Raw genomic sequence first — 24,975 nt, forward strand, 5'->3', positions numbered from 1 at the left:
TTGTGTCCTGGTCAGATTTCAGCTTTTCCGGTAGTCGTCAGTGGTACGGACCCGGGGTCGCTCACCCCCGGCCAGGGGCGCATTATCCCCGTGGTACTGGGCCTTGACCCGGCAGTCGTCACACATCTTGATAAGCTGAACATTATCGGAATTGGTGTACATCCAGTGCTGGTTTTCCAGCTTTTCAACAATCCGGTTGATGGTGCTGGCCACGCCAAAGGGTTTGCCGCACTGGATGCATTCAAAAGGCTCTTCGCCGTGCAACGCCCGGGCACTCAGCGCGCCTTTGGACAGATCCAGTTGCGGCTTGAGAACGATAGCCGTCTCGGGGCAGGTGCTTTCACAGATGCCGCACTGAACGCAGGCGTTTTCCGTGAACTGAACCTCCGGCCGGTCGGGATGGTCTCCCAGGGCGCCGGTGGGGCACAGTGACACGCAGGCCAGGCAGAGCGTGCATTTATCGGAATCAATCTCGATAGCGCCATAGGGCGCGCCCTTTGGCAGGGAAATCGGCGCATCAACACGGTCCGCCATCGCCGTGGCGGTGACCCGGGTGATGTCACGGCGACCGCCGACCAGTAACACCGGCTCACTCACCCGCGCGGCGTTTTCGCCGGCGGCGCAGAGTTCGATGGCTTCGATAATCCGAACCCGGTTGGGGGCATTGTGGGTTCCTTTGAGCATGGCCTGGGCCAGTTCAACTTCCGCAGCCACCGCGCGGCGATCGGTCTCGTTGTCCGCCAGGATCAGAACCTCGGCGTAGCCTGCCCCGAATGCCGCCATGATCTCGGCATGGCCGATCCGGTCGACATGCTCCAACCCCAGCGGGATCAGGTCATCCGCCAGGCCATCGTCATAGCGAGCCAGGTAGGCAATGGCTTCGGTACCGGCGCTCAGCGTGTGAAAAACCAGGCGCGGGGATTCGCTGGTCTGTTCGCGATAGATTCTGGCCATAACGTCCATAGCTTTGACCAGTGGTTCGAACGGAGTTTCGTTCATCGTCACCGCTGAGGTGGGACAGACAGCCGCACAAGAGCCGCAGCCGGCGCAGATATCGGAATCGATCTGGATGTGGTCCCCTGCGGAAAAAATGGCCTCGGTGGGGCAGACATCCAGGCAGCGGGTACACCCGGGCTTATTCGCCCGGGAGTGCGCGCACAGGGATTCTTCCAACCTGAAATACACGGTCTTCTCGAACTCACCGACCCGCTCCCGGGCGGTCAGGGCAATGCGCTCTAACTCCCCGGTCTTCTCCGGGTCGGCCCAGAAATAGCCATTCCGTTTCTGGTGGCTGGGAAACGCCGGGGCGCCGCCACGCAGGTCGATGAACACATCGCACTCGCTGCTGGCGGTGGCTTGCACCTCGCCGTAACCCGGCTCGCCGCGACCGGCCGGATTCAACGCCTGCAGCTGGGCAAACTCCATCCTGAAATTGCCCAGCGCGCCATGGGCTGCCGTTAATTGACCTTTGGCCATGTCGTAACCCGCCGAAGGCAGTTGTACAGGGCCCGCATCATTCACGATACAGGTAACGCCGAGCTCGTCCTGGACCAGCTCCGCCATCCTGATGGCCTGCTCGGTGGGGCCGACAATGCAGCACACCCCGTTAGAGCGGATGGTTTTCGCCGGAGCCATCGGAGCCGGTAGCTGGGCTGCGGCGATCAGGGCCGCCTGCTTGGCGTGCAGGCGCCTGGGGTTTGCGCCGGGTGAACTCCAACCGGCGCGATCCCGGATATCGATGGTATGCAGCGGCGCGACATGCCCGGCCTCAGCCTGAACCTCCTCACCCAATCGCTCGAACAGGGCCGCCTGCTGGCCACAGGCAATGAGTACTTCCGCGCCACCCCCCAGATGCTCGGCGGCCGTCTTCAGTTCATGGCCACACAATTGATCCACCGCAATCACCTGCTCGGCTCCCGCGGCCTTCCGCAGCGCCTCCGGATCAAAGGACTGTGTTTTATCGCAGCTGCATAGCAGTAGGGTCTTCGGTGCCTTCATCAGGATTTGACTCTTTTCGTTGTTGTTATGCGTATACGTATACCTATCACTATAGTTCTTCGAGCATGCCACAGTGGTTTGTTTTTGAACAACTGGATCACTGGCTATTTTTATGGGCACTGCTAGCTTGAATAGATAACAAAAGAGAACAGCCGTGAGCGGCAGAGAAAAGCCATGAGCAGTCGCACAGATCATTGGAAACGCGTATTACAAGTTGGCGCCGTCGTTCGCCAGTCACCTGGCGCAACCCGGTGGGCACGTCATATCTGGAAGCCGGTGGCGGTAATACCCGGCGCACCGGAGGCGTTCTGGAAAGAGCTGGTCCGCAAGGGCGAGGTGGTCGATTACCACGCCGGCACAGTAGCGATGGAGCTATTCCGCTCCGATGTGGAGGGCTACCTGGTATCCCTGAATATGAGTACTCCCTCCGTCTGGGTCGTGATGGACAGGGATCAGACCCGACAGTCTCCGTCCGGATGGGCTGTCAGCGCCGTCACTGCCAGTGCCCACGAGGCGCTGGACGCCCTGGACAGTGGCGAGAGTATCGTCGAACCCGTGCCGATCCCCGAGTCCCTGGCGGCCTGGATCAAGGAGTTCGTCGATATGCACTACATCGAAGAGCCCTTCAAGAAGCGGCGGCGTGACGAGATCGAAGTGGATGGTATCGAAGACGCCAAAGGCGATCCGCGTATCCGTCAGGAGAGCGACGTTTTCCGCGCCCCCGCCAACATTAAAAAGCCGAGAATTCAGTGATGACCGAGTCACGATTACAGCGCTGGTCGCGCAAGAAATCGGAAGCCGGCAAACAGGCAGAGCCGGCTCCACCGCCGTCGGTCGAGTCCGGGGGTTCTCCCGAAGAACAGGAACTCGCCATCAATCAGGCCTTGCCGGAACAGGAGGTGCTGGAGAAGTACGGTTTGCCCGATCCTGATGCCATCGAACTGGGTACCGACATTACAGGATTCATGCGCAAAGAGATTCCTGACCTGTTGCGACGCAGGGCCCTGCGCGCGCTCTGGAAATCCAACCCCGTGCTGGCCGTGCTGGACGGGCTTAATGACTACGACGAAGATTTCTCGGACGCCGCGACTGCAACCAGGGCCGTTGAGACCCTGTACAAGGTAGGACAGGGCCTGATCGACAGGAGCGCAAACGTTGGTAAGCAGGTTGATGAGGAAGCCGCGGAACCGGTCACCGAGCAGGCCGAAGTTCCAGGAACGATCGCACCGCCGGAGCTTCCCCGGGCCACCGGGAGACCAGAGCCCGGGATCGCCGATGTCCCGCCAAACGGGACTCACCACGCGGAACCTGCGGTTACCGAAACGGAGGTGGAACCGGCGACGCGCTATCGCCCGCGAATGCGTTTTGACGTTTCCTGAGTACCTGGAATCCTGTTTGCGCCAGAGTCAGATCGGGACTATAAGTAACAAAATAGCGATCAAAAATTAAACAAAATCAAAACAAGAAAAAATAATACAAGAGAGAGAAACGACTTGGTCAACACTGCAGAAGTTCAGTGCCCTCGATCAATCAGCGATGAAGATCGGGCTCGCGCTCAAATATACCAGTTACTGGGCGCCCTGCTGGCCAACCCGCCTTCGAATGAATTACTCCGGGGGCTGGCAACCTTGCAGGGTGACGACACCCCTATCGGATCCGCCTCCAGAAACCTTGCAGCCCTGGCGCAACGCACCACGTCCGTTGATGCCGAACGGGAATTCAACAGCCTGTTCGTTGGCATCGGTCGTGGTGAACTCCTGCCCTACGCCAGTTATTACCTGACCGGGTTTCTGAACGAGAAACCTCTTGCGGACCTGCGCAGCGATCTGATGGCCAGGGGCATCAAGACCAGAGACAACGTTAAAGAACCTGAAGATCATATCGGCACGCTGTGTGAAATCATGGCCGGCATTATTGCAGGCGAGTTCCGATGCGACAGCGATCTGCCTTCTCAAAAAGCTTTTTTTGACGCGCACCTGGCTAAGTGGGCGGCGCTGTTTTTTATCGACTTGGAAGAAGCGCAAACCGCGGTCCTTTACGCGCCCGTGGGCTCGCTGGGTCGGGCTTTCATGGCGGTGGAAGCTGACGCGTTTGCGATTCAGTAACCGGGATCAATCCGGTCCCTAAACTCAGGTGGAGGTGTCCAATGGACAAGCCGAAGCGTGACAACAGCCGTCGTCGTTTCCTGAAAATGGCAGCGGCTGCAGCCCCGGCGGCGGTCGCAATGGCGGTCGCACCCAACGCCGCGGCCGAGGTGGTGAAAGAGGCTCCGAAAAGCAGCGGTCTGCGTGACACGGAGCACACACGTAAATATTTCGAATCGGCTCGCTTTTGAGGAAGTGTGACTCATTCAAGGTTGCGTGATGCTCTTGGATGATCACTCCTCCGGTAAAACGAGAATAAAAAAGAGAGAGGTATTTGACATGTTAAGAAAGAAAACCAACGGGGTAGCGAAAGGCCCCCGTGCTGGTTCTTTACTTTCATCCCTCGCTGCCAGGACCATGGATCGTCGTGGTTTTCTGGCTGCCTCCGGTGTCACCGTGGGTGGTCTGGCGGCATTGTCACTGACGTCTGGCCGCGTTGAGGCTGCAACCCCGTCGACGGATGGCGGGAAAGTCGTTCGCAAAAAGTCCGTGTGTACCCACTGCTCGGTTGGCTGCACTGTGGTAGCGGAAGTCCAGAATGGCACCTGGATCGGGCAGGAGCCGGGTTGGGACAGCCCCTTCAACCTCGGCTCACATTGCGCCAAAGGCGCTTCGGTGCGCGAGCATGCCCATGGCGAGCGCCGTCTCAAGTACCCTATGAAAATGGTCGACGGCCAGTGGAAGAAGATCTCCTGGGACGAAGCGATCAATGAAATCGGCGACAAGATGCTGCAAATCCGCGAGGAAAGCGGTCCGGACTCGGTTTACTGGCTGGGTAGCGCGAAGTTCTCCAACGAGGGCGCCTACCTGTTCCGCAAGTTTGCCGCCTACTGGGGCAGCAACAATGTCGATCACCAGGCGCGGATCTGTCACTCGACCACGGTTGCCGGCGTAGCCAACACCTGGGGCTACGGCGCGATGACCAATTCGTACAACGACATCCACAACTCGAAAGCGATCTTCCTGATCGGCGGTAACCCCGCGGAAGCGCACCCGGTGTCGCTACTGCATCTTCTGAAAGCCAAGGAAGAAAACAACGCGCCGCTCATCGTCTGTGACCCGCGTTTCACGCGCACCGCCGCCCATGCGGACGAGTATGTGCGTCTCCGGCCAGGTTCCGACGTCGCGCTGATCTGGGGCCTGTTGTGGCATATCTTTGAAAACGGCTGGGAAGACAAGGAGTTCATCCGCACCCGGGTGTACGGCATGGACGATATCCGGGAAGAGGTGAAGAAATGGAACCCCGAGGAGGTCGAGCGGGTAACCGGCGTCCCGGGCGGGCAACTTGAGCGCGTCGCCCGCACCCTGGTCAACAACCGCCCGGGTACCGTCATCTGGTGCATGGGTGGCACCCAGCACACCAATGGCAACAACAACACACGTGCCTACTGCGTGCTGCAACTGGCCCTGGGCAATATGGGCATTCCTGGCGGCGGCACCAACATCTTCCGGGGCCACGACAACGTTCAGGGCGCCACGGACCTGGGCGTACTGGCCGACACCCTGCCCGGCTACTATGGCCTGGCCGCCGGCTCCTGGGCCCATTGGGCGCGCGTCTGGGAGGAGGACCTGGATTGGCTGAAAGGCCGGTTTGCCGTGTGGGATAAAAACGGCAAATCCAAAGCCATGATGAACGAGAAAGGCATTCCCGTATCCCGCTGGATCGACGGTGTACTGGAGGCCAAGGAAAACCTGGATCAGCCAGACAACACACGGGCCATGGTGCTGTGGGGCCATGCGCCCAACTCGCAGACCCGGATGCTGGAAATGAAGGAGGCCATGGAAAAGCTCGATCTGCTGGTCGTAGTGGACCCCTTCCCCACCGTGTCAGCGGTGCTGCACGACCGCAAGGACGGCGCCTATCTGCTGCCCGCCACCACCCAGTTCGAAACCTCGGGCTCGGTGACCGCCTCCAACCGTTCGCTGCAGTGGCGTGAAAAAGTCATTGAGCCCTTGTTCGAGTCGAAAGTCGATCACGAAATCATGAAGTTGTTTGCCGACAAGTTCGGTTTCACCGATCGCATGTTCCGCAATATTGCCATTGAAGGCGACGAGCCAGTGGTCGAGGACATCACCCGTGAATTCAACCGCGGTATGTGGACGATCGGCTACACCGGTCAGTCGCCCGAGCGCCTGAAAAAACACATGGCGAACCAGCACCACTTCGACAAGACCACCCTGCGCGCGGTCGGCGGGCCCTGCGATGGCGATACCTACGGTATGCCCTGGCCCTGCTGGGGTACCCCCGAAATGAACCACCCCGGGACACACGTGCTGTACGACATGTCGACGCCGGTGTCCAAGGGCGGCCTGACCTTCCGCGCCCGCTTTGGCGTTGAACGCGACGGCGAAAGCCTGCTGGCGGATGGCGTTTACTCCAAAGACTCCGAGATCACGGACGGCTACCCGGAGTTCACCATGCAGATGCTGATGGACCTGGGCTGGGATGGCGACCTCACAGCCGAAGAGCGTGCCAGTATTGATGGCGTTGCAGGTGCCGAGACCAACTGGAAGACCGACCTGTCAGGCGGTATACAGCGTGTTGCGATCAAGCACGAGTGCGCACCCTTTGGTAACGCCAAGGCGCGCGCTATTGTCTGGAACTTCCCGGACCCCGTGCCGCTTCACCGCGAACCGCTCTACACCAACCGCCGTGACCTGGTGGAGGACTACCCGACGTACGCGGACAAGACCTTCTGGCGCGTCCCGACGCTGTACGAATCCATTCAGAAGAAGGACTTCAGCAAGGACTTCCCCATCATTCTGACTTCGGGCCGACTGGTCGAGTACGAGGGTGGAGGTGACGAAACCCGTTCGAACCCCTGGCTGGCGGAGCTGCAGCAGGACATGTTCATCGAGGTGAATCCGCGCGATGCCAACAACATGAACATCCGTGATGGTCACGACGTCTGGGTGTCCGGCCCGGAAGGTGCGCGCATCAAAGTCAAGGCCATGGTGACCGAAAGGGTCGGCGAAGGCGTGGCCTTCATGCCGTTCCACTTCGGCGGACACCTGGAGGGCAAGGACCTGAGGGACAAGTATCCCAAGGGCGCCGATCCGATCGTTCTGGGCGAATCCACCAATACTGTTCAAACATACGGGTACGACTCGGTCACGCAGATGCAAGAGACCAAGTGCACCCTGTGTGCGATTGAGCCGGCATAACAAGAGGTGTAGATCATGGCCATTGAAGGACAAGCAAGAGCGAAATTCCTTTGCGATGCCGAGCGCTGCATCGAATGTAATGCCTGCGTAACGGCCTGCAAGAATGAGCATGAAGTCCCCTGGGGCATCAACCGTCGGCGCGTAGTGACCATTGAAGATGGCAAGCCCGGAGAGCGTTCGATCTCGGTAGCCTGCATGCACTGCTCAGACGCGCCCTGTATGGCCGTCTGCCCGGTGGATTGTTTCTACCAGACCGAAGACGGCGTGGTGTTGCACTCCAAGGATCTCTGTATTGGTTGTGGCTATTGTTTCTATGCCTGCCCCTTCGGCGCACCCCAGTTCCCGCAAGCGGGTAACTTTGGCAGCCGGGGCAAGATGGACAAATGCACCTTCTGTGCAGGCGGTCCCGAGGAAGACAACTCCTCGGCCGAGTTCTCCAAGTACGGGCGCAACCGTATTGCGGAGGGCAAGTTGCCGCTGTGTGCGGAAATGTGCTCGACCAAAGCCCTGTTGGCCGGTGATGGCAACGAGGTGGCAGACATCTATCGCCAGCGCGTGGTGAACCGTGGTTTCGGCTCCGGCGCCTGGGGATGGGGCACAGCGTACGAGAAGAAGGGCGCTTAAGCCCGCCTGACGATTCCGGGGCTCCAGGCCCCGGAATTCATCAAGGCAAAGAGATCTTTTTGTTGATTCCGCTGGAGTGCTCTCATGAACTTTAAACTTTTCAGTGCCGCCTTCTTCGTGCTGGCGACACTGGCCTTTAACCCTGTCTGGGCGCAGGACCTCCCCGAGACTGATCGAGCGGACAACGGGGGAGGCCAAACCCTCGAAGACATCATGGCTCGTCAGGAGAAGCTGAAAGCTGATGGCGGGTCCCGCTCCAGAGAAACAGGCGATCCCGCCAATGCGGCAGCCATCAGTGAGGAACTGGGCACCCGTGGCGGTCGCTCCGACGCCGACACTTGGCGAGGCATTCGCTTCGACGACATCGACACCAAAACTCAGGTTCGCAACCCGGCTGCCGATGTTCTGATCCAGGATGGCGGGATGCCCTGGTACAAGCTTCGCGAAGGCCCTGTCATCAGCTACGGCGGTGGAGCTATCCTGGGTATCATCGTGTTGCTGGTGGTGTTTTACTTCGTTCGGGGCAGAATAAAGATTGAGGGTGGCCCTGCAGGTACCACCATAGAACGCTTCAAAGCCGTAGAACGTTTTGGCCATTGGCTGTTGGCCGGTTCGTTTATCGCATTGGGGCTGACGGGGCTGATCACTCTGATGGGGCGCAGTTTCCTGATCCCCGTCATAGGGCCAGATGCCTTTGCCCCTCTGGCTGCAGGCTCCAAGTGGATTCACAACAATGTGGCCTGGGCCTTCATGCTGGGGCTGGTGATGACGTTTGTGATGTGGGTGGCCCACAACATTCCCAACAAACTGGACTGGCAATGGCTCAAGGCCGGCGGCGGTATCTTCACCAGGTCCCACCCCTCGGCAAAGAAGTTCAACGCCGGCCAGAAAATCGTTTTCTGGACCGTGATGCTGCTGGGCGTCTCAGTCTCCCTTTCCGGACTGTCGCTGCTGTTCCCATTCCAGATGCCCATGTTTGCCGATACCTTCGGCATCATGAACAGTATTCTGGGAACCAGCTTCCCGACCGATCTGGCGCCGCATGAGGAGATGCAGTACGCCAATCTCTGGCACTCGATTGTCGCGTTCGTGATGATGGTGGCCATCATTGCCCACATCTATATCGGTTCGGTCGGTATGGAAGGCGCGTTCGATGCCATGGGTAACGGCAAGGTTGATGTAGAGTGGGCGCGCCAACACCACGATCTGTGGGTGGCCGAGGTCGAAGCCGAGCAGAGTAAAGGAGGATCATCGTGAAGGTTATGATTTCTGCATTTGTTGCGGCCCTGGTGATTGCCTTTGCAGCCCCGGTCGTTCTGAACCAGTTCGGGTGGTCCTCAGCGGCTCAAACCAGCAGTGAGAGCGTGCGGCTTGACTGACCCATCGGAAAAGCAGCAAACAGAGGTATACCAGATCGATGCCATCGGTCTGGTATGCCCCCTGCCCATTCTGCGTTTTAAAAAACGCATCCGGGGGTTGCCCAGCGGCACGCAGGTCGAGTTTCTGGCCGATGACCCCAGTGGCCGTCGGGATTTGCAGACGCTGTGTGAGCTGACCGGTCACCGGATAGAGTGGGTCCGCGAAGAGGCGGCTGGCGTTCTCCGTTATCGTATCTGTCTGGCATAGTCGGCATAAAACTGGCCCAGAATCACCTTCAGAAATATCCCCGCTTCCCACACCCTCCTTATTGCGTTAAATCTGTCCCCCTCCCTCCAAAACAAGAATTTCAAAGGTGATCGGCAATGCAAACAGTGGATTATGTGATTGTAGGCGGTGGCTCCAGCGGTTGTGCCCTGGCGGGTCGGCTGAGCGAGGATGCCAATTCCACCGTTGCCTTGATTGAGGCCGGATCACGCAAGGGCGCCAGCTGGCTGATCCAGACCCCCGCAGCCGTGGTCGCGATGGTGCCGAAAAACATCAACAACTGGGCGTTTGAGACCGTGCCGCAACCGGGGCTGAACGGTCGGCGGGGTTACCAGCCGAGGGGCAAAGTGCTGGGAGGCTCGTCCGCCATCAATGCCATGGCGTACATTCGTGGCCACGCCAGTGATTACGATCATTGGGCCGCCCAGGGCAATACCGGATGGGCGTTCAAGAATGTGCTGCCCTACTTCCTCAAATCCGAAGGCAATCAAACGCTCAATAATGAATGGCACGGTACCGACGGGCCGCTGAAAGTCAGTAATCTGCAGAGCGACAATCCGTTCCAGCAGCATTATCTGGAGGCGGCCCGCCAGGTCGGCTACCCCCTGACTGACGACTTTAACGGCCCGCAGCAGGAGGGGATTGGCCTGTACCAGGTCACTCAGCTCAACGGCGAGCGCTGGAGCACCTACCGGGGATACCTGGCGCCCTACCTCGACAGTCGCTCCAATCTGATTATAGAGTCCGATGCGCTGGCCCAACGCATTCTGTTCGAAGGTAAACGCGCGGTCGGTATCGAATTCCTGCAGAATGGCCAGTTGCGACAGATTCGTGCACGCAAGGAAGTGGTACTGAGCGCCGGTGCATTCCAGTCTCCCCAACTGCTGATGTTGTCCGGCGTGGGGGATGCCGACGAACTCAAGGCGGTCAACGTGCCTGTGGTCCATCATCTCCCCGGCGTGGGCAAGAACCTTCAGGACCACCCGGACTTCATCTTTGGCTACAAATCCAAAGACAGCAATCTGCTGGGCCTGTCGCTGAAAGGCGGCCTGCACGGCATCCGCCAGTTCCTGCGGTATCGCAAAGAACGACGTGGCCTGCTGGCCTCGAATTTTGCGGAGGGCGGCGGCTTCCTCAAAACCGATCCGCAGCAGGCGGCGCCCGATATCCAGCTGCATTTCGTGATTGCCCTGGTGGATGATCATGCCCGTACCCTGCACGGGGGACATGGCTTCTCCTGCCACGTCTGCCTGCTGCGCCCGAAAAGCCGAGGCACTGTATCCCTCAAAGACCGCTCGGCACAAACCCCTCCGGTGATTGACCCGAAATTCTTTGACCACCCGGACGATCTGGAGGCCATGGTCAACGGCTATAAAATGACCGATCGACTGATGAAAGCGCCGGCACTCGCCCGCTTCATCACCAAAGACCCCTTTACCGCGAACGTCACTACCGACGATGACATCCGCGACGTGCTCCGGTCACGTACCGACACCGTGTATCACCCTGTGGGCACCTGCAAAATGGGGGTCGATGACATGGCGGTTGTCGATCCCCAGTTGCGGGTTCACGGGCTGGAGGGGCTGCGGGTGGTGGATGCGTCCATCATGCCCAGCATCATTGGCGGTAACACCAATGCGCCGGCGGTGATGATCGCGGAGAAAGCGGCAGACCTGATGCGGGAGAGCGGCTAACCCCTCAAGTCACCAAATGCTTCCTTCACATGACCTGCCAACGCATCCTGCACCGGATTGCCACCGTGCCGAACCAGCGCAATCTGGTAATCGGAAAGGGCGGGCAATCCTTCTCTGTCCAGCTTTCGCAATGGCGGGCGAACGAGGCTGAGCGGGAAAGGTGCAACCGCCAGATCTGCAAACATCGCCGCTTCCTGCCCGGAGCAATTGTCGCAGGTATAGGCAACGCGATAGGACATACCGGCTTCATCCAGTGCCCTCAGGGCCGCCCGGCGCCAGACACACCCATGGCTGGCCAGGGCCACCGGCAGGGGCGAACGGTTGGCGGCAATTCCTCCTTCACGGCCGGCCCACACCAGCGGTTCCGTATGGACCACCTCTCCCCGCATTTCCTGGCCCTGATTTCCTATGGTGATCAGGGCCATATCCAGTTCTCCGGCGTCCAGGCGCTCCAGGTGCTGTTTACTTGAGCCCACCACCACATCCACCTGAACGGCAGGGTAAGACCGTGCAAACTGGGCAAGCACCCCGGGCAGAATACGGCTACCAACGTCGTCTGAGGTACCGAGACTGACCCGGCCTTCCAGGGTAGGCGTCAGAAATTGCTGTATTGCCTCCTCATTCAGCCGCAACAACCGCCGACCATAGCCCAGCAGGACCTCCCCTTCCGGAGTCAGCCGGACATGGCGGGCCTCACGCACAAACAGAACGTGCCCAAGAATCTCTTCCAGACGCTTTATCTGCATACTCAGCGCCGAGGGTGTGCGAAAAACCTGTTTCGCGGCCCGGGTAAAACTGCCGCACTCGGCAATCGCCACGAAGGTTCTCAGGACATCGGTATCCAGCAGTGGAACGGTCTCACGACTGATCCCGGGATTGGAACTGTTCATAACCCACACCTTTCAATTTTCCTTAACTCAGATGTTAAATCTTTTCGTTTGTTTGATCAAAGATGAAATTGCATGCTTATACAACGCGCCCTGGCCTGTACCCAGGATTTCGCAGAAAGCGTTCATGACTGATCAAGGAGACATTCAAGATGGGTACTTATAAGGAACTTCCCCGCACCGCTCTCAGCCCTGATGAACCCAGGCAGCCGCCCAGCCTGGACATCTATATGCCGGCAACGCCGCCACTGGCCTTAATTGCAAAGCTTGAGTTCTGGGTAGGAATCTATCGGCGCAGGTATCACTTCCGACGCCTGTTTGTGCCGCTACTGAAGGAAAACGATCAGATGCTTGAAGACATCGGTTTTGAGCGGGCGGATATCAAATGGGCACTGAAGCTACCGCTGAAAATCGACGCACTGAAGGCCCTGGCTGATTGCCGCAGGGTCCGTTGAAAGACTATTTTTTGATATCCACCAGGGGTGAAATTCTGATCGGTGCAACAAGAGCCCGGCCGTTCATGGCCGGGCGTTACGAATCATCTGCTTCGCGATCACCAGCTGCTGGATCTGCGACGTTCCCTCATACAGGCGGAACAGGCGAACGTCGCGATAGAAGCGTTCGACACAATATTCGCTGACATACCCCGCGCCACCGTGAATCTGGACGGCGCGATCCGCAACCCGGCCAACCATCTCGGTACAGTAAAGCTTGCAACTCGCCGCATTCATGGACGCCGGCTCCCCGGCATCGTAGGAGCGCGCGGTCTCTTCAACCATGCATTTGCCGGCATAATATTCCGTCTGACTGTCGGCAAGCATGGCCTGCACCAGCTGGAAGTTGGCTATTTCCGTTCCAAACTGCTTGCGCTGCGAGGCGTATGTCACGCTCTCATCGATCAGACGTTTGGCGGTCCCGACACTCAAGGCACTGATATGAAGTCGGCCACGATCCAGCACCTTCATTGCGGTCTTGAATCCCTGTCCTTCCACGCCGCCAATCAACGCATCGGCCGGTACCCGGACATTCTCGAAAATCACGTCACAGGTATGGGCCCCTTTCTGGCCCATCTTCTTGTCTGGTTTACCAAGGGAGATACCCGGAAGGTTGGCGTCCACCAGAAATGCCGACACCCCACGGCCGCCTTCTTCACGGGTGCCCGTACGGGCCATCACCGTGAACACGCCGGCACGGGGGGCGTTGGTGATGTAACGCTTGTTACCATTGATGATGTAATGGCCACCATCAAGACGAGCGGTGGTCGCCACCGAGCCGGCATCGGACCCGGCATCCGGCTCCGTCAGGGCAAACGAACCAATCAGCTCTCCACTGGCCATCAACGGCAGATATCTTGCTTTTTGCTCCGGGGTACCATCAATAACAATGCCCTGGGAACCAATGCCGACATTGGTGCCAAACATCGAACGGAACACCGGCGACGTATACCCCATTTCCTGAATCACCGCGACTTCTTCGCTCATGGTCAGCCCAAGGCCGCCGAATTCCTCCGGTATGGAAAGCCCGAACAATCCCATGTCCTTCATTTCGTCGATGACGTCTTCGGGGATCCGGTCTTCTTCCGCAACCTGCATTTCCAGCGGAATCAGGCGGTCACGAACGTATCGCCGCACGCTGTCTACAAACTGATTGAGAGTATCGCGATCAAGTGCCATGACGGCCTCCACATACTGTGCGTGTCATAAAGTGTTTGCCGGCAACGGCCGGTGTTCTAGTCCGCCCGATACCAGCACACACCCTGGGAATCCACAGAGCAAGTCAGCTCACTGGATTCCCAGAGGTAATTCAGGCAGGCCTGGGCCTCTCCCGTGGCCAGGCTGAAAATCAGCGGATCATCCTCGCGTATGGGTCTGGAGAACAATATATCAAACAGATCCACCACCCGCCTTGGCCCCTCCCGAAGGGACTGACGCAACAGCGCGAAAGCGCGCTCCTGCCCGGCGATCAGGGCATCAATGCGTTCATGCAGGCCCACAAAACATTCCTGGTGTGCGGGCAGGACCAGGACATCATTGGGAACCTCGGCCTTCAGGCGACGCAGGGAATCCAGCCAATCGGCCATGGGGTTGGCCAACGGCTCCATCGGGGTCACGGACACATTGGAAGATATCCTGGGTAACACCTGGTCGCCGGAGACCAGCAGTTTCAACGGTTCACAATAAAAACAGGCATGTTCCGGTGAGTGCCCGCTGCCCACGATAATCCGCCAGTTGTGGCCGCCAATCACATGGTTCTGACCATGCTCCAGGCGATGGTAAGCCCTGGGTAACGGATAAACCCGCTTACCAAAATTGCCGTAATGACGGCTGTAACTCCGGATCGCGGCCGCAGGCCACCCAGCGCTGCGATGAAAGCTGGTGAAACAGTCCGGCACCCTGTCATCATGGGACTGCGCTTCCAGAATCCGGCAGGTCATATACTCCTGGCGGGTCATCCAGAATTGCGCGGGGTGGCATTCTGTTAGCCAGCCTGCCAGGCCAACATGATCCGGATGCATGTGCGTGACAAACACCCTCTGGATCGCCCCGTACTCCTGAATTTGTCTGATCAGCGACCTCCAGGCATCTTCCGCCTCAGAGGTACGCATGCCAGTATCAACCACCGACACGCCATCCTCATCTACGAACAGCCAGACATTGATGTGATCCAGTTTTCCGGGCATGGGAATCCGGCTCCAGAAAACATCGGGGGCCACTTCCACCAGCTCTCCGGTACCGGGCACCCTGCCCAGTGGATGGGAAATTCCGCCACCGCCTGCGACACACGCGGACTCCGCGTCATAACACCGGGCCATCTCAGGACACCTCTTTCCGCGCCGCTTCCTGAAGCTGGCGCCAGTTGATCTTGCCGGTACCGGACTTGGGCAGCTCATCGATAATCTCTACGGCGGTCGGTACCTTGTAGGCCGCCATGTTCTGTTTGCACCAGGCGATGATGTCGTCACCGGTCAGGGCGGCGCTGGCGCTCGGTTTCAGGACCACCATGGCTTTGGCCGTTTCTCCCCGCTTGGTGTCGGGTACGCCGATGACGCAGGCTTCATGGATGTCGGGGTGGCCATACATGATGCTTTCCACCTCGGCCGGCCAGACCTTGAAGCCAGAGGCATTGATCATCCGTTTGAGACGATCCACCATGAAGAAATAACCTTCTTCATCCATATAGCCCAGATCTCCGGTGCGCAGGAAGCGTTTGCCAGCTCGCTCCAGAAACGTCTTCTCTGTGGCTTCGGGGTTGCGCCAGTACTCCCGCATAACCTGGGGACCGTACAGAATAATCTCCCCGGTCTCCCCCTGGGGCAATTCTTCCAGCGTGCCCGGATTGACGATGCGGGCATCGACACCAAAACTGGCGATCCCCAGGCACTGCCGCTTGCCTCGTTCAATCGGGTTGCCCAGGATGAATGCGGCGGTTTCTGTCAGGCCATAGGCCTCGTTGTAGCTGATGTCGAACTCTTCTTTCAGGCGCTTTGAAATGGCCTCGGGCATTGCGGCACCACCGCCCATCAGCCGGAACAGGCTGGAAATGTCATGGTTGGCCAGGTCTGGATTGGAGAAGAAGTCGACGATCATGGAGGGCGGAGCACTCCACATATTAACGCTGTAACGCTCGATCAGTTTCAGTGCGGCATCCCGATCCCAGCGCTGCATGATAACCGCCGTCGAGCCGTTATAGATGGGGCCATTCATGCCACCCTGCATGCCGAGAAAGTGGAACAGGGGGGCAATCGCCAAAGAGGAAAACGCCGGAGATCCGCCACGCCATACCGCCGATCCAGCCACCGAAGCCAACACAGAACCATGTGTATGGACACACCCCTTGGGCTTGCCGGTGGTGCCAGAGGTATACCCAATCACGCACAGGTCATCGTGTTTACCCTCAAAAGGCGCCGGGGCCATCTCACGAGCCAGGGCGTCCCGCCAGAGGGTGACTCCCGGCACAGCCAGCTCCTGCCTTGGTATCGACACTGCATCCGGAACAATCAAGTCCGTTGGCTCCGTCAGGTAATCCGAGTAGGCATGCACAATCAGATGTTCAATGGCGCCTGAGCTCAACAATGGGCGGGCGTGTTCCCAGAGCTCCTGGGCTGCCAACACTATTCTCGCGCCACTGTTGGTCACACAATAGTGTAATTCTTCCGCCAGGTTCATCGGGTTGACTGGCACAACCACAGCCTGTGCCCGCAGGATGGCATAATAGGCAACCACGTACTGGGGGCAATTCTGTGAGTACAAGGCCACCCGGTCACCAGGCTTTACCTCACAGTCACGCTGAAGATATCCGGCCAGATGCTCCACCTGCTTCAGCAGCTCGCCGTAGGACAGTGTCGAATCATAGAATACGGTTCCCGGCTTTTCCGGATACCGTGTCGCCGCGACCTCCAGGTTGTAATAAAGGCTGGTTTTCGGCACGTCGAGCGAGCGTGGGAGGCCCTTGGGCCAGTATCGATTCTGTTCCGGCTTCATTCTATCTATTCCCCTTATACCTACCCGGTTCCCGGATGATTGGCTGCACATTTCAGTGGGCCCGTTCCAATATGGTTTTTGCCATGGCGATCACGGGCGCATCCACCATCTGCCCGTCCACCTTGAATGCTCCGCCACCGGATTTTGCTGCTTCCATTACCTTGTTTGCCCACTCAACCTGCTGGGCATCCGGCGCAAAGCCGGACTGAACCGCGGCAATCTGCCTGGGGTGAATGCACAGCATTCCGGCAAACCCCATGTTGCGGGCCCTGCGTGCCCGTGCTGTCACCGCCTGTTCGTCGTCGAATACCGGGAATACCGTGTCAATCGGAGGCAGCAAGCCAGCAGCCCGGGAGCACACCAGTATCTGGTAACGACACTGATCCAGGATTCTCTCCGCGCCGTCGGTATTACCTTCAATGCCCAGATCATCACTCAGATCCAATCCGCCATAGCTCAAGCGCTCGACGGCCGGTGTCGCAGCAATGACACTCAATGCCAGCAGACCCCTGGCGGATTCAATCAGCGGAATCACCGGCTTTCCGGTGTGTGCTACAGCCGCAATATCTTCCGCTGATTCCGCTTTTGGCAGCATGATGCCAATCACCTTGTCATGGCGGGCACACAGAGCAACGTCACCCTCAAAGCAGTCGGTCCCCCGGCCATTGATTCGGACGTAGATCCCCGGCCCGTTGTGGTGTATGAGGAAATTCTCGAGAGACTCCCTCGCCACTTCCTTGGAATCGGGAGGGACAGCGTCTTCCAGGTCCACGATCACCGCGCCGGCATCGCTGGCCAGCGCTTTTTCAATTCGTTCCGGCCTGGTTGCCGGCACAAAAAGCATGGTTTTCAATTTACGGTCTGTCATTATCAGGTACCTGTTGTTGTGTTGCTGCCAGCGCTCAGATCACGCCGCGCTGTGCCAGCTGCCCCATCTGTTCCTCGCTGTATCCCAGTTCCGACAGAATGGAACGGTTATGCTCACCTACCGCAGGTACGGCGGACACCGCACCTTCAAACCAGAGACCAGGCGACTTCAACGCCGGCACATCGCCCACCGGTGTTTTCACACGGGTCCAGCGGTCCCGCGCACGCAGTTGTGGATGCTTCCAGACCCCTTGCATATCATTCACTGAGGCATTGGCGATGCCGGCGACATCCAGACGCTTCACCACTTCCGCCAGTGAAAGCTCGGAGAACACCTCCCGTATCAAACCACCCAACTCATCGCGATGGACGGACCTCTGGGGATTGGTGGCAAACCGGGGTTGCTCCGCCAGCTCTGGCTTTTGCAAAACCTGCGTGCAGAACTCCCGCCATTCCCGGTCATTCTGCAACCCCAGCATCACAGTCTCGCCATCACCGACCGGAAAAGGGCCATAGGGAAAAATCGTGGAATGGGATGAACCCGCCCGGGGCGGCGGCATTGCGTCATCAAAGCTGTAGTACATGGGATACCCCATCCATTCCACCAGGCTCTCCAGCATCGACACATCAATGTGGCTGCCTTTACCCGTCCTGCCCCGCAAAATCAGGGCCGACAGGATGTTGCTCTGGGCATACATGCCTGCGGCGATATCGGCCACCGAGCAACCGGCCTTAACCATGCCCTCAGGGTCCGGTGTGCCTGTCACCGAGAGGAACCCGCTCTCGCTCTGGATCAGCAAGTCATAGGCTTTCTTGTCCTGCAGGGGACCGCCGTGGCCATAGCCGGAGATGTCACAGACAATCAGCCGGGGATAACGCAGGTGAAGCTTCTCGAATGAAAGCCCCATCCTGGCCGCTGCCCCCGGAGCCAGGTTCTGAACCAGTACATCCGCATCTGCCAGCAACTGGAACAAGATTTCCAGCCCCTCGGACGATTTCAGGTCCAGGCTCAGGCTCTCCTTGGAACGGTTGACCCACACAAAGTGCGACGACATCCCCTTGACCCGGTCATCGTACTGGCGCGCGAAATCCCCTGAACCCGGGCGTTCAACCTTGATCACCCGTGCCCCCTGCTCGGCAAGGTGACGGGTACACAGCGGAGCAGCGACCGCCTGCTCCAGAGATACAACGTTGATGCCCTCCAGGGGAAGGACTCCGCTATTGTTATGGCTCACTTTCACTTCCCGAATTTCAGGTGTATCACTGTGGGGATCAGAACGATCGCGGCAGTCCCAACAGGTGCTCGGCAACGTAGGAAAAAATCATGTTGGTGGATATCGGCGCCACCTGATACAGGCGAGTCTCCCGGAACTTGCGCTCGACATCGTATTCGTTGGCGAAACCAAAACCGCCGTGGGTCTGCAGACACACATTAGCCGCCTCCCAGGAGGCTTCCGCTGCCAGGTATTTGGCCATATTGGCGCTGGCACCGGCGGGGAGGCCATTGTCATATTCCTCACAGGCACGCCAGCGCATCAGGTCAGCCGCTTCCACATTGATATGAGCCTTGGCAATCGGGAACTGGACACCCTGATTCTGCCCGATGGGGCGGCCGAACACTTCGCGGTCACTGGCATACTGCCGGGCCTTGTCGATAAACCAGCGGCCATCGCCAATACACTCCGCAGCGATCAGGGTGCGCTCGGCATTGAGGCCATCAAGGATGTAACGGAAACCCTTGCCCTCTTCCCCAATCAGGTTTTCAGCGGGAATTTCCAGGTTGTCGAAGAAAAGCTCATTGGTTTCGTGATTCACCATATTGGCAATCGGCTGTACCGTCAGACCATTCCCTATCGCATGATGCAGGTCCACGATAAAGATCGACATGCCCTCGGATTTGCGACGGACTTCTTCCAGCGGGGTGGTACGGGCCAGCAGAATCATCAGGTCGGAATGCTGAACCCTGGAGATCCATACCTTTTGGCCATTCACCACATATTTGTCACCCCGGCGAACGGCGGTTGTCTTGATCTTGGTGGTGTCTGTACCGGTCGTAGGCTCGGTCACCCCCATGGATTGCAGCCGCAACTCACCCGCGGCGATTTTCGGCAGGTATGTCTGTTTCTGCTCCTCACTGCCATTACGCAACAACGTGAACATGTTGTACATCTGGCCATGCACGGTACCTGAATTGCCGCCAGCCCGGTTCACCTCTTCCAGAATCACGGAGGCTTCTGCCAGGCCCAGGCCCGAACCGCCATATTCCTCGGGAATCATCGCCGCCAGCCAGCCGGCTTCCGTCATCGCATTCACAAATTCTTCGGGGAACGCTTTGCGCTCGTCGATGCCTCGCCAATAGGCCGCATCAAAGTTCCCGCACAGTCCGCGCACGCCTTCTCGGATATCTTCGTACTTCTGCAGGGCAGGGTTGATCATTGGTTTTTCTCCTTGAATTCAATTTCACCTTGATGGGCTGGCCCGTCCTCATTCGTGGCCCACAACTGGGCCTTGCCCTGGTCGACAATCCGACCTTCCACATTGAAGGATTTGTTGACTGTCAGGGGGCGCAAACCACGATACGACAACCGCACAGGTGTCAGACCGGGATTGGCATCGGTAAACGCCTGCACCATAAGTGTGGCAATCAGCGGCCCCTGGACTACCAGATCGGGGTAGCCTTCTTCTTGAGTGGTATAGGGCTTGTCGTAATGGATCCGGTGGCCGTTAAAGGTCACCGCCGAGTAACGGAACAGCAATAAGGGAGAAGGATCTATCCGGTTGCTCCACTGGGCATCGGGAACGGGCTGGTCCAGAGACAGTCTCGGGGTTGCCGGGGCCTTGTAGACGATGTCCTGCTCTTCACTCAGGCACAGCTCACCGTTCTGGTGGTACTCATGCCGGACAGTGACGAACAGCAACTTCCCGGAACGCCCGTGTTTTTCATTCACCGAGTGGATAGTCGATGAACGTTCGGCGGAGCGACCAATCACCAGGGGTTTGTGAAATTCGACACGACCACCGGCCCACATGCGGGTATTGCCATCGGATTTTGGCAAGAACCCACCCGGCGCAATGTGGCCATCGTGGCCAGTACCCGAAGGCGGAACGGGAATCTGAAAGAACGCCCAATGCCACAGCGGAGACAATTCGTCTCCAGCCCCTGGCATGGGCCGATCCAGCATCGCGGCAATTCGGGCTGCCAGGGCTGAATCCAGGGCATCCACGCAGGTTTCCCGCTTACCAATCCAGTTTTCCGGAGCGTCTGACATCACACTTCCTCTATCAATACGTCTTCTAGTTTTTGGATATTGGTAATAATGCCGATATACGACAGAGGAGAGAATTCGATTTTGCACAAGGGTGCGTTTGGTTTCCATGAACACCCCGGTGGTTTAGACTGGGAATCCCTTTGTTAGCTTGCTGTCGAAACCTCATCATGCACTTTGATATTCCCGATTTACGCCTGTTTATCCACGTTGCAGAAGCCAACAGTCTGACAAGCGGGGCCAAGCGTGCCAGCCTGTCAACGGCGGCGGCCAGCATGCGCATCAAATCCCTTGAGGGGCAGTTGGGAAGCCGGCTGTTCTACCGCGACAGCCAGGGTGTGGAGCTCACGCCGGCAGGCCATGACCTGCTGGTTCATGCCAGGGCTATCATGCGGCAGGTTGACTACATCAAGGACGAGTTTTCCCAATACGCGGAAGGCGAGTCGGGGCATTTGCGGATTTTTGCCAACACCACGGCAGTGAGCGACTTCATGCCCGACGTCCTGGCGCGTTTTCTGGTGACCCGTCCGGGGGTCACTGTGGATCTTCAGGAGCGTCTGACGCACGATATCATTCGGGGCGTGATCGATGGCTCGACCGATCTGGGAGTAGTTGCCGGCCCGGTGAATGCAAACAAGAAGCTTGAGATCATCCCCTTCAGCGTCGACCGGCTGGTGGTTGTCACCCCTAAAGATCACGAACTGGCAGCACGCCGGACCATTTCGTTTCGGGAAACCCTCGACTACCCCCACATCGGTTTGCGTGAGGGCAGCACCCTGTTCAATTTTCTCAAGGAACAGGCCGGCGAAACCGGCTCACCCCTTCAGATGCGCATCCAGGTCTTCGGCTTCGAGTCTGCCTGCCGGATGGTCAGCCGCGGCGTGGGCATCGGCATCCTGCCCCGCTCCATCGCACACCGCTATGCCGCTTTCCTCGACATCTCCACCATTGACCTGGAGGACGACTGGGCGGAGCGGGAGCGCAGCCTGATTGTGAGAGAACTGGATGCCTTACCGACATGCGGCAAGGAATTGGTGGAAGAAATTCGCTCTCAAGCCAGCCTCACATAGGCGCCTCGGTAGCCGTATTATTTATTCCTTCCACCAGAATATTCGATTGGCTCGTGCGCCTCTGTCAGCGCCTGTTACACAGTTTGGCATACGCCTCGTCGTATTCTGTTTTCATGCGCGCCACGATCTCCTCCGCTGGCGGGAAGTCGTTTATCATGGCCACACCCTGCCCTGCGCCCCAGATATCTTTCCAGGCCTTGGCCTTGGAACGACCATCCTTGAAACTCATCTTGCTCTTGTTGCCAACAGGAAGGTCATCCGGGTCCAGGCCAGTACGGCGAATACTCTCTTTCAGATAGTTGCCGTGTACTCCAGAAAAATAGTTGCTGTAGACAACATCGGATGTGCCAGACTGAACGATGCATTCCTTATAGTCTTCCCGCGCATTAGCTTCCTGAGAGGCAATGAAACGGGTACCTACGTAAGCAAAATCAGCGCCCATGACCTCGGCTGCTAGCACCGAATTTCCGGTAGCAATAGACCCTGCTAGGACCAGCGGGCCATCAAAGTGTCTGCGAACTTCCCCTAACAGAGCGAAAGGCGACAGAGTGCCTGCGTGGCCACCAGCTCCGGCCGCCACCAGAATCAGGCCGTCAACGCCAGCTTCCAATGCTTTCATCGCGTGACGCAAATTGATGACGTCATGCAGTATGATGCCGCCGTAGCTATGCACCTCGTCCACGATTTCCTTAACCGGCGCTCGCAGGGAGGAAATAATAATGGGCACCTTGTGTTTGACACAGGTTTCCACATCCTGCTCCAGACGCACGTTGGATGAATGGGAGATCTGGTTGACTGCAATGGGGCCGACCCGCTTGTCAGGATTGGCAGCTTTGAAGCTGTCCAGCTCCTCATTCATCATCGTCAGCCATTCATCCAGAAATTCTGGCTGTCGGGCGTTCAGCGCCGGAAAAGAGCCGACAATACCAGCCTTGCACTCCGCCATGACCAACTCCGGGTAGCTGACGGTAAACATGGGAGACGAAATGACTGGCAGCGTCAGGTTTTGCAAAGCTTCTGGAATTCTATTACTCATGGTATCTCCAAACTAATGGCAGGTGAGGCGAACCGGAATCAGGCCAACTTTTTCAGAATCAACATATCGGATTCGCCACTCTGAACGACTTCATCATTCTGGTTAATCAGCTCCAGTCGGCGGTTAACCCGACCAACCCGCTTGCTCTCCCCGGCTTCGGCCTCCAAGATGGTGAGTCGTAGCCGCAGGGTCGTACCGATGGTAATAGGCTTCAGAAACGACCAGTCGCTGATGGACATCATTGCCACGGCGGACTTCTCGAAAATACCCAGGGCGTGCATCATGCCGGTGGCGATAGCGATGCCAAAGGCGCCGTGAACCAGTCGCTCGCCAAACCGGGTATTGCCAGCAAACTCCTGATCGCAGTGGATGGGGTTCCAGTCACCGGAAAGCATGGAGAAAAAGGTCATGTCTGTTTCGGTGATGGTTCGGGCGGTACTTTCAAAGTGTTGCCCGACCACCAAGTCTTCAAAATACAGGGAATGGTCCATCGTCACTCTCCTCCCGCCAGGTTTTCTTCGGCTAAGGCCCTAAGTTTGCCACGCTGCACCTTCAGCCCATTCGCACTCTGTGTAACCGGATAATCATCCACAAACCAAACCTTGTAAGGCACCTTAAAGGCGGCCAGGTGCTGTTTCGCAATGTCGATGATCTGCTGTTCACTGAGCGTTGCCCGGCCATCATCCCGAACGAAAGCGACCACACGGGATTTACCGTCAATTTCGATGCCAACGATGTAGGCATCCTCAACTGCGGGAATATCCTTTAACACCGCCTCGATTTCTGACGGGCTGATCAGAAAACCACCCAAGCGAATGGCATCTCCCATGCGTGCCTCGTACACCAGGGAGCCATCTTCTCGCAGGTATCCCAGGTCACCGGTGCGGTAGAAACCGTCGTCCGTGAGCGCCTTTTCTGTTGCTTCCGGGTTGTTCAGGTAGCCGATAAAATTGGTGGGCCCCTTGATTTCGATTTCTCCGATTTCTCCGGAAGGCAGCAACCCGTCAGATCCGATATCCCTGATGCGCAGCTGCACTCGATCCAATGCTGCAGGGACACCTCCGCCGCGGATTTTCTCCCGCACTGGCCTGTCACCTGTCTGTGCGGAAAAAATCGCCAGGACTTCGCTGGAACCATAAAGGCCACAGAGTGGAATGCCTCTCTCCCAGGCCGCCAATGCGTATTCGTTGAAGCTGGAAGTAAAGGCCCCGAAGCCGAACAGGCGGGCCGCAGGGAAGGGTTTATCGCCGTCGGCAGCATCGATCAGCTTCCGGTACAACTCGTCACTGCCGTACACGTGGCTGATGTTGTATTGTTGCATCAGTGACGCAGCCTCAGGACCGTCAAATGCAGCCATCATCACCGTCGGGCAGCCTGCCGCCATGGCTGCTAACACCGCATTAAGACCGAAGGCACCACAGAACGGCAACACAGACAGCAGGGCAGACGCAGGCTCCGTCATACCATAGCTTTGCGCACAGTAATGAGCATGGCGAACCAGGTTAGCCTGGGTTTGCATGACCAGTTTTGGACCGCTAGTGGTACCAGAGGTGGCAAACAGGATGGAGACCCCATTCGCATCAGGCGACTCTTCCGGGGAAGACGGATTGCCGGTGATTGCCGTACTTGTGACGGGTATACCGTGCAAGGTTTCTGGTCGAGTTTCGCCTGTGTCCAGATACGCTATGGCTTCGAGAGAACTTACTTCATCCCGATCTACCTGTAGGAGAATGTCGGTAAAATCGATCTTGCGGAACCGGTCTTGCATGATGAGCAGCCGCGGCCGGGACTTGTTGATCATGTAGCCGATTTCGTGGCTTTTATAGCGGGTGTTCAGGGGCGCCAGAGTCGCCCCGATACGGGCCAGGGCGAAGTAAATTGCCAGCCAGTGGCGGCTGTTCACCAACCACATGGCGACGGTATCCCCTTTGCCAATACCCTGACTGCGGAGCCACCGCTCCTTTTGCTGACACAGTTGGTCAAATTGCCTGAAGCTAGTTTGCTGATCATCCTCCACAAAGACCACCGATTCTGGGTTACTGCGGAGATTGTCTTCTACCAGGCTGTACAGATGCTCGCTACTGTTCATGGGCTGACTC

Annotated in this window: 24 protein-coding genes; 12 read left to right on the top strand and 12 right to left on the bottom strand. The window is 58.0% G+C overall.

Translation table 11 applies throughout. The annotated features are described in order from the left end of the window. Positions 1–18: 18 nt before the first annotated feature. Positions 19–1,998 carry a 4Fe-4S binding protein gene (locus ACJO5Y_RS06260; protein WP_406985566.1) on the bottom strand — a complete coding sequence of 660 codons (1,980 nt, stop codon included), beginning with the start codon at positions 1,996–1,998 and terminating at the stop codon, positions 19–21. Positions 1,999–2,172: 174 nt separating this feature from the next. On the opposite strand from ACJO5Y_RS06260, the gene ACJO5Y_RS06265 reads away from it, so the two are divergent. The 10 genes from ACJO5Y_RS06265 to ACJO5Y_RS06310 all read left to right on the top strand — a co-directional run bounded on the left by ACJO5Y_RS06265 (position 2,173) and on the right by ACJO5Y_RS06310 (position 11,269). After that, entirely contained in the window at positions 2,173–2,751 is a 579-nt protein-coding gene (locus tag ACJO5Y_RS06265) for a DUF3305 domain-containing protein (protein WP_406985567.1), read from the top strand. Next, positions 2,751–3,377, top strand: coding sequence for a DUF3306 domain-containing protein (locus tag ACJO5Y_RS06270; RefSeq protein ID WP_406985568.1), 627 nt, complete (start codon positions 2,751–2,753; stop codon positions 3,375–3,377). Before ACJO5Y_RS06265 ends, ACJO5Y_RS06270 begins: the two co-directional genes overlap by 1 nt. Positions 3,378–3,491: 114 nt before the next feature. Next, the gene (locus tag ACJO5Y_RS06275) at positions 3,492–4,103 is read left to right on the top strand and encodes a TorD/DmsD family molecular chaperone (protein ID WP_406985569.1); all 612 of its coding nucleotides are present in this window, start codon (positions 3,492–3,494) and stop codon (positions 4,101–4,103) included. Between the two features lie 41 nt (positions 4,104–4,144). After that, positions 4,145–4,333, top strand: coding sequence for a twin-arginine translocation signal domain-containing protein (locus ACJO5Y_RS06280; RefSeq protein ID WP_406985570.1), 189 nt, complete (start codon positions 4,145–4,147; stop codon positions 4,331–4,333). Positions 4,334–4,421: 88 nt separating this feature from the next. Next, on the top strand, positions 4,422–7,307 hold the full coding sequence (locus ACJO5Y_RS06285) for a formate dehydrogenase subunit alpha (protein ID WP_406985571.1): 2,886 nt from the start codon (positions 4,422–4,424) through the stop codon (positions 7,305–7,307). A gap of 15 nt (positions 7,308–7,322) precedes the next feature. Beyond that, complete coding sequence (gene fdh3B, locus ACJO5Y_RS06290) at positions 7,323–7,931, top strand: formate dehydrogenase FDH3 subunit beta (protein WP_406985572.1); 609 nt, start codon at positions 7,323–7,325, stop codon at positions 7,929–7,931. Positions 7,932–8,015: 84 nt separating this feature from the next. Further along, positions 8,016–9,188, top strand: coding sequence for a formate dehydrogenase subunit gamma (locus ACJO5Y_RS06295; protein ID WP_406985573.1), 1,173 nt, complete (start codon positions 8,016–8,018; stop codon positions 9,186–9,188). Next, positions 9,185–9,310, top strand: coding sequence for a hypothetical protein (locus ACJO5Y_RS06300; protein ID WP_406985835.1), 126 nt, complete (start codon positions 9,185–9,187; stop codon positions 9,308–9,310). The genes ACJO5Y_RS06295 and ACJO5Y_RS06300 overlap by 4 nt, the downstream gene beginning before the upstream one ends. Beyond that, a complete protein-coding gene (locus ACJO5Y_RS06305) occupies positions 9,303–9,557 on the top strand; it encodes a sulfurtransferase TusA family protein (RefSeq protein WP_406985574.1) in 255 nt (84 codons plus the stop codon). The genes ACJO5Y_RS06300 and ACJO5Y_RS06305 overlap by 8 nt, the downstream gene beginning before the upstream one ends. Before the next feature lie 116 nt (positions 9,558–9,673). Further along, positions 9,674–11,269: a GMC family oxidoreductase gene (locus tag ACJO5Y_RS06310; protein WP_406985575.1), complete on the top strand. Its 1,596-nt coding sequence runs from the start codon at positions 9,674–9,676 to the stop codon at positions 11,267–11,269. Here ACJO5Y_RS06310 and ACJO5Y_RS06315 read toward each other — a convergent pair. After that, on the bottom strand, positions 11,266–12,159 hold the full coding sequence (locus tag ACJO5Y_RS06315; protein ID WP_406985576.1) for a LysR substrate-binding domain-containing protein: 894 nt from the start codon (positions 12,157–12,159) through the stop codon (positions 11,266–11,268). The genes ACJO5Y_RS06310 and ACJO5Y_RS06315 overlap by 4 nt on opposite strands. A gap of 149 nt (positions 12,160–12,308) precedes the next feature. On the opposite strand from ACJO5Y_RS06315, the gene ACJO5Y_RS06320 reads away from it, so the two are divergent. Further along, positions 12,309–12,611, top strand: coding sequence for a hypothetical protein (locus ACJO5Y_RS06320; protein ID WP_406985577.1), 303 nt, complete (start codon positions 12,309–12,311; stop codon positions 12,609–12,611). 63 nt (positions 12,612–12,674) lie between these two features. Here ACJO5Y_RS06320 and ACJO5Y_RS06325 read toward each other — a convergent pair whose 3' ends face one another. Genes ACJO5Y_RS06325 through ACJO5Y_RS06355 form a run of 7 tightly spaced genes read right to left on the bottom strand, consistent with a single transcriptional unit; the run spans position 12,675 to position 20,773 of the window. Beyond that, positions 12,675–13,829, bottom strand: coding sequence for an acyl-CoA dehydrogenase family protein (locus ACJO5Y_RS06325; protein ID WP_406985578.1), 1,155 nt, complete (start codon positions 13,827–13,829; stop codon positions 12,675–12,677). A gap of 56 nt (positions 13,830–13,885) precedes the next feature. Beyond that, complete coding sequence (locus ACJO5Y_RS06330; protein WP_406985579.1) at positions 13,886–14,968, bottom strand: MBL fold metallo-hydrolase; 1,083 nt, start codon at positions 14,966–14,968, stop codon at positions 13,886–13,888. 1 nt (position 14,969) lies between these two features. Beyond that, the gene (locus tag ACJO5Y_RS06335) at positions 14,970–16,637 is read right to left on the bottom strand and encodes a long-chain fatty acid--CoA ligase (protein WP_406985580.1); all 1,668 of its coding nucleotides are present in this window, start codon (positions 16,635–16,637) and stop codon (positions 14,970–14,972) included. 52 nt (positions 16,638–16,689) lie between these two features. Further along, positions 16,690–17,505 (bottom strand): HpcH/HpaI aldolase/citrate lyase family protein, encoded by an 816-nt coding sequence (locus ACJO5Y_RS06340; RefSeq protein WP_406985581.1) that lies wholly within the window; start codon positions 17,503–17,505, stop codon positions 16,690–16,692. Positions 17,506–17,539: 34 nt separating this feature from the next. After that, positions 17,540–18,739, bottom strand: coding sequence for a CaiB/BaiF CoA transferase family protein (locus tag ACJO5Y_RS06345; protein WP_406985582.1), 1,200 nt, complete (start codon positions 18,737–18,739; stop codon positions 17,540–17,542). A gap of 37 nt (positions 18,740–18,776) precedes the next feature. Next, positions 18,777–19,940, bottom strand: a complete 1,164-nt coding sequence (locus tag ACJO5Y_RS06350; protein ID WP_406985583.1) for an acyl-CoA dehydrogenase family protein — start codon at positions 19,938–19,940, stop codon at positions 18,777–18,779. Next, positions 19,937–20,773 (bottom strand): HTD2 family dehydratase, encoded by an 837-nt coding sequence (locus tag ACJO5Y_RS06355; protein WP_406985584.1) that lies wholly within the window; start codon positions 20,771–20,773, stop codon positions 19,937–19,939. Before ACJO5Y_RS06355 ends, ACJO5Y_RS06350 begins: the two co-directional genes overlap by 4 nt. A gap of 167 nt (positions 20,774–20,940) precedes the next feature. Here ACJO5Y_RS06355 and ACJO5Y_RS06360 point away from each other — a divergent pair, with 167 nt between their 5' ends. Further along, positions 20,941–21,840, top strand: a complete 900-nt coding sequence (locus ACJO5Y_RS06360; RefSeq protein ID WP_406985585.1) for a LysR family transcriptional regulator — start codon at positions 20,941–20,943, stop codon at positions 21,838–21,840. A gap of 64 nt (positions 21,841–21,904) precedes the next feature. Here the strand turns inward: ACJO5Y_RS06360 and ACJO5Y_RS06365 are convergent, their stop codons facing one another. From ACJO5Y_RS06365 to ACJO5Y_RS06375, 3 genes are read right to left on the bottom strand one after another with little or no spacing between them, the layout of a single operon-like run. Continuing rightward, a complete protein-coding gene (locus ACJO5Y_RS06365) occupies positions 21,905–22,876 on the bottom strand; it encodes an NAD(P)H-dependent flavin oxidoreductase (RefSeq protein ID WP_406985586.1) in 972 nt (323 codons plus the stop codon). A gap of 38 nt (positions 22,877–22,914) precedes the next feature. Then, positions 22,915–23,367, bottom strand: coding sequence for a MaoC/PaaZ C-terminal domain-containing protein (locus tag ACJO5Y_RS06370; protein WP_406985587.1), 453 nt, complete (start codon positions 23,365–23,367; stop codon positions 22,915–22,917). A 2-nt stretch (positions 23,368–23,369) separates the two neighbouring features. Beyond that, the gene (locus ACJO5Y_RS06375) at positions 23,370–24,965 is read right to left on the bottom strand and encodes an AMP-binding protein (protein WP_406985588.1); all 1,596 of its coding nucleotides are present in this window, start codon (positions 24,963–24,965) and stop codon (positions 23,370–23,372) included. Positions 24,966–24,975 lie beyond the last annotated feature (10 nt).

It is taken from the genome of Marinobacter alkalisoli, from assembly GCF_045449855.1.
Classification (GTDB): Bacteria; Pseudomonadota; Gammaproteobacteria; order Pseudomonadales; family Oleiphilaceae; genus Marinobacter.

What these genes read in the sequence shown, in the direction of transcription:
- ACJO5Y_RS06285 (WP_406985571.1), top strand. Translation starts at nt 4,422, where the DNA reads ATGTTAAGAAAGAAAACCAACGGGGTAGCGAAAGGCCCCCGTGCTGGT.
- ACJO5Y_RS06355 (WP_406985584.1), bottom strand. Translation starts at nt 20,773, where the DNA reads ATGTCAGACGCTCCGGAAAACTGGATTGGTAAGCGGGAAACCTGCGTG.
- fdh3B (WP_406985572.1), top strand. Translation starts at nt 7,323, where the DNA reads ATGGCCATTGAAGGACAAGCAAGAGCGAAATTCCTTTGCGATGCCGAG.
- ACJO5Y_RS06335 (WP_406985580.1), bottom strand. Translation starts at nt 16,637, where the DNA reads ATGAAGCCGGAACAGAATCGATACTGGCCCAAGGGCCTCCCACGCTCG.
- ACJO5Y_RS06295 (WP_406985573.1), top strand. Translation starts at nt 8,016, where the DNA reads ATGAACTTTAAACTTTTCAGTGCCGCCTTCTTCGTGCTGGCGACACTG.
- ACJO5Y_RS06320 (WP_406985577.1), top strand. Translation starts at nt 12,309, where the DNA reads ATGGGTACTTATAAGGAACTTCCCCGCACCGCTCTCAGCCCTGATGAA.
- ACJO5Y_RS06270 (WP_406985568.1), top strand. Translation starts at nt 2,751, where the DNA reads ATGACCGAGTCACGATTACAGCGCTGGTCGCGCAAGAAATCGGAAGCC.
- ACJO5Y_RS06325 (WP_406985578.1), bottom strand. Translation starts at nt 13,829, where the DNA reads ATGGCACTTGATCGCGATACTCTCAATCAGTTTGTAGACAGCGTGCGG.
- ACJO5Y_RS06330 (WP_406985579.1), bottom strand. Translation starts at nt 14,968, where the DNA reads ATGGCCCGGTGTTATGACGCGGAGTCCGCGTGTGTCGCAGGCGGTGGC.
- ACJO5Y_RS06315 (WP_406985576.1), bottom strand. Translation starts at nt 12,159, where the DNA reads ATGAACAGTTCCAATCCCGGGATCAGTCGTGAGACCGTTCCACTGCTG.
- ACJO5Y_RS06340 (WP_406985581.1), bottom strand. Translation starts at nt 17,505, where the DNA reads ATGACAGACCGTAAATTGAAAACCATGCTTTTTGTGCCGGCAACCAGG.
- ACJO5Y_RS06350 (WP_406985583.1), bottom strand. Translation starts at nt 19,940, where the DNA reads ATGATCAACCCTGCCCTGCAGAAGTACGAAGATATCCGAGAAGGCGTG.
- ACJO5Y_RS06365 (WP_406985586.1), bottom strand. Translation starts at nt 22,876, where the DNA reads ATGAGTAATAGAATTCCAGAAGCTTTGCAAAACCTGACGCTGCCAGTC.
- ACJO5Y_RS06360 (WP_406985585.1), top strand. Translation starts at nt 20,941, where the DNA reads ATGCACTTTGATATTCCCGATTTACGCCTGTTTATCCACGTTGCAGAA.
- ACJO5Y_RS06310 (WP_406985575.1), top strand. Translation starts at nt 9,674, where the DNA reads ATGCAAACAGTGGATTATGTGATTGTAGGCGGTGGCTCCAGCGGTTGT.
- ACJO5Y_RS06280 (WP_406985570.1), top strand. Translation starts at nt 4,145, where the DNA reads ATGGACAAGCCGAAGCGTGACAACAGCCGTCGTCGTTTCCTGAAAATG.
- ACJO5Y_RS06375 (WP_406985588.1), bottom strand. Translation starts at nt 24,965, where the DNA reads ATGAACAGTAGCGAGCATCTGTACAGCCTGGTAGAAGACAATCTCCGC.
- ACJO5Y_RS06260 (WP_406985566.1), bottom strand. Translation starts at nt 1,998, where the DNA reads ATGAAGGCACCGAAGACCCTACTGCTATGCAGCTGCGATAAAACACAG.
- ACJO5Y_RS06370 (WP_406985587.1), bottom strand. Translation starts at nt 23,367, where the DNA reads ATGGACCATTCCCTGTATTTTGAAGACTTGGTGGTCGGGCAACACTTT.
- ACJO5Y_RS06265 (WP_406985567.1), top strand. Translation starts at nt 2,173, where the DNA reads ATGAGCAGTCGCACAGATCATTGGAAACGCGTATTACAAGTTGGCGCC.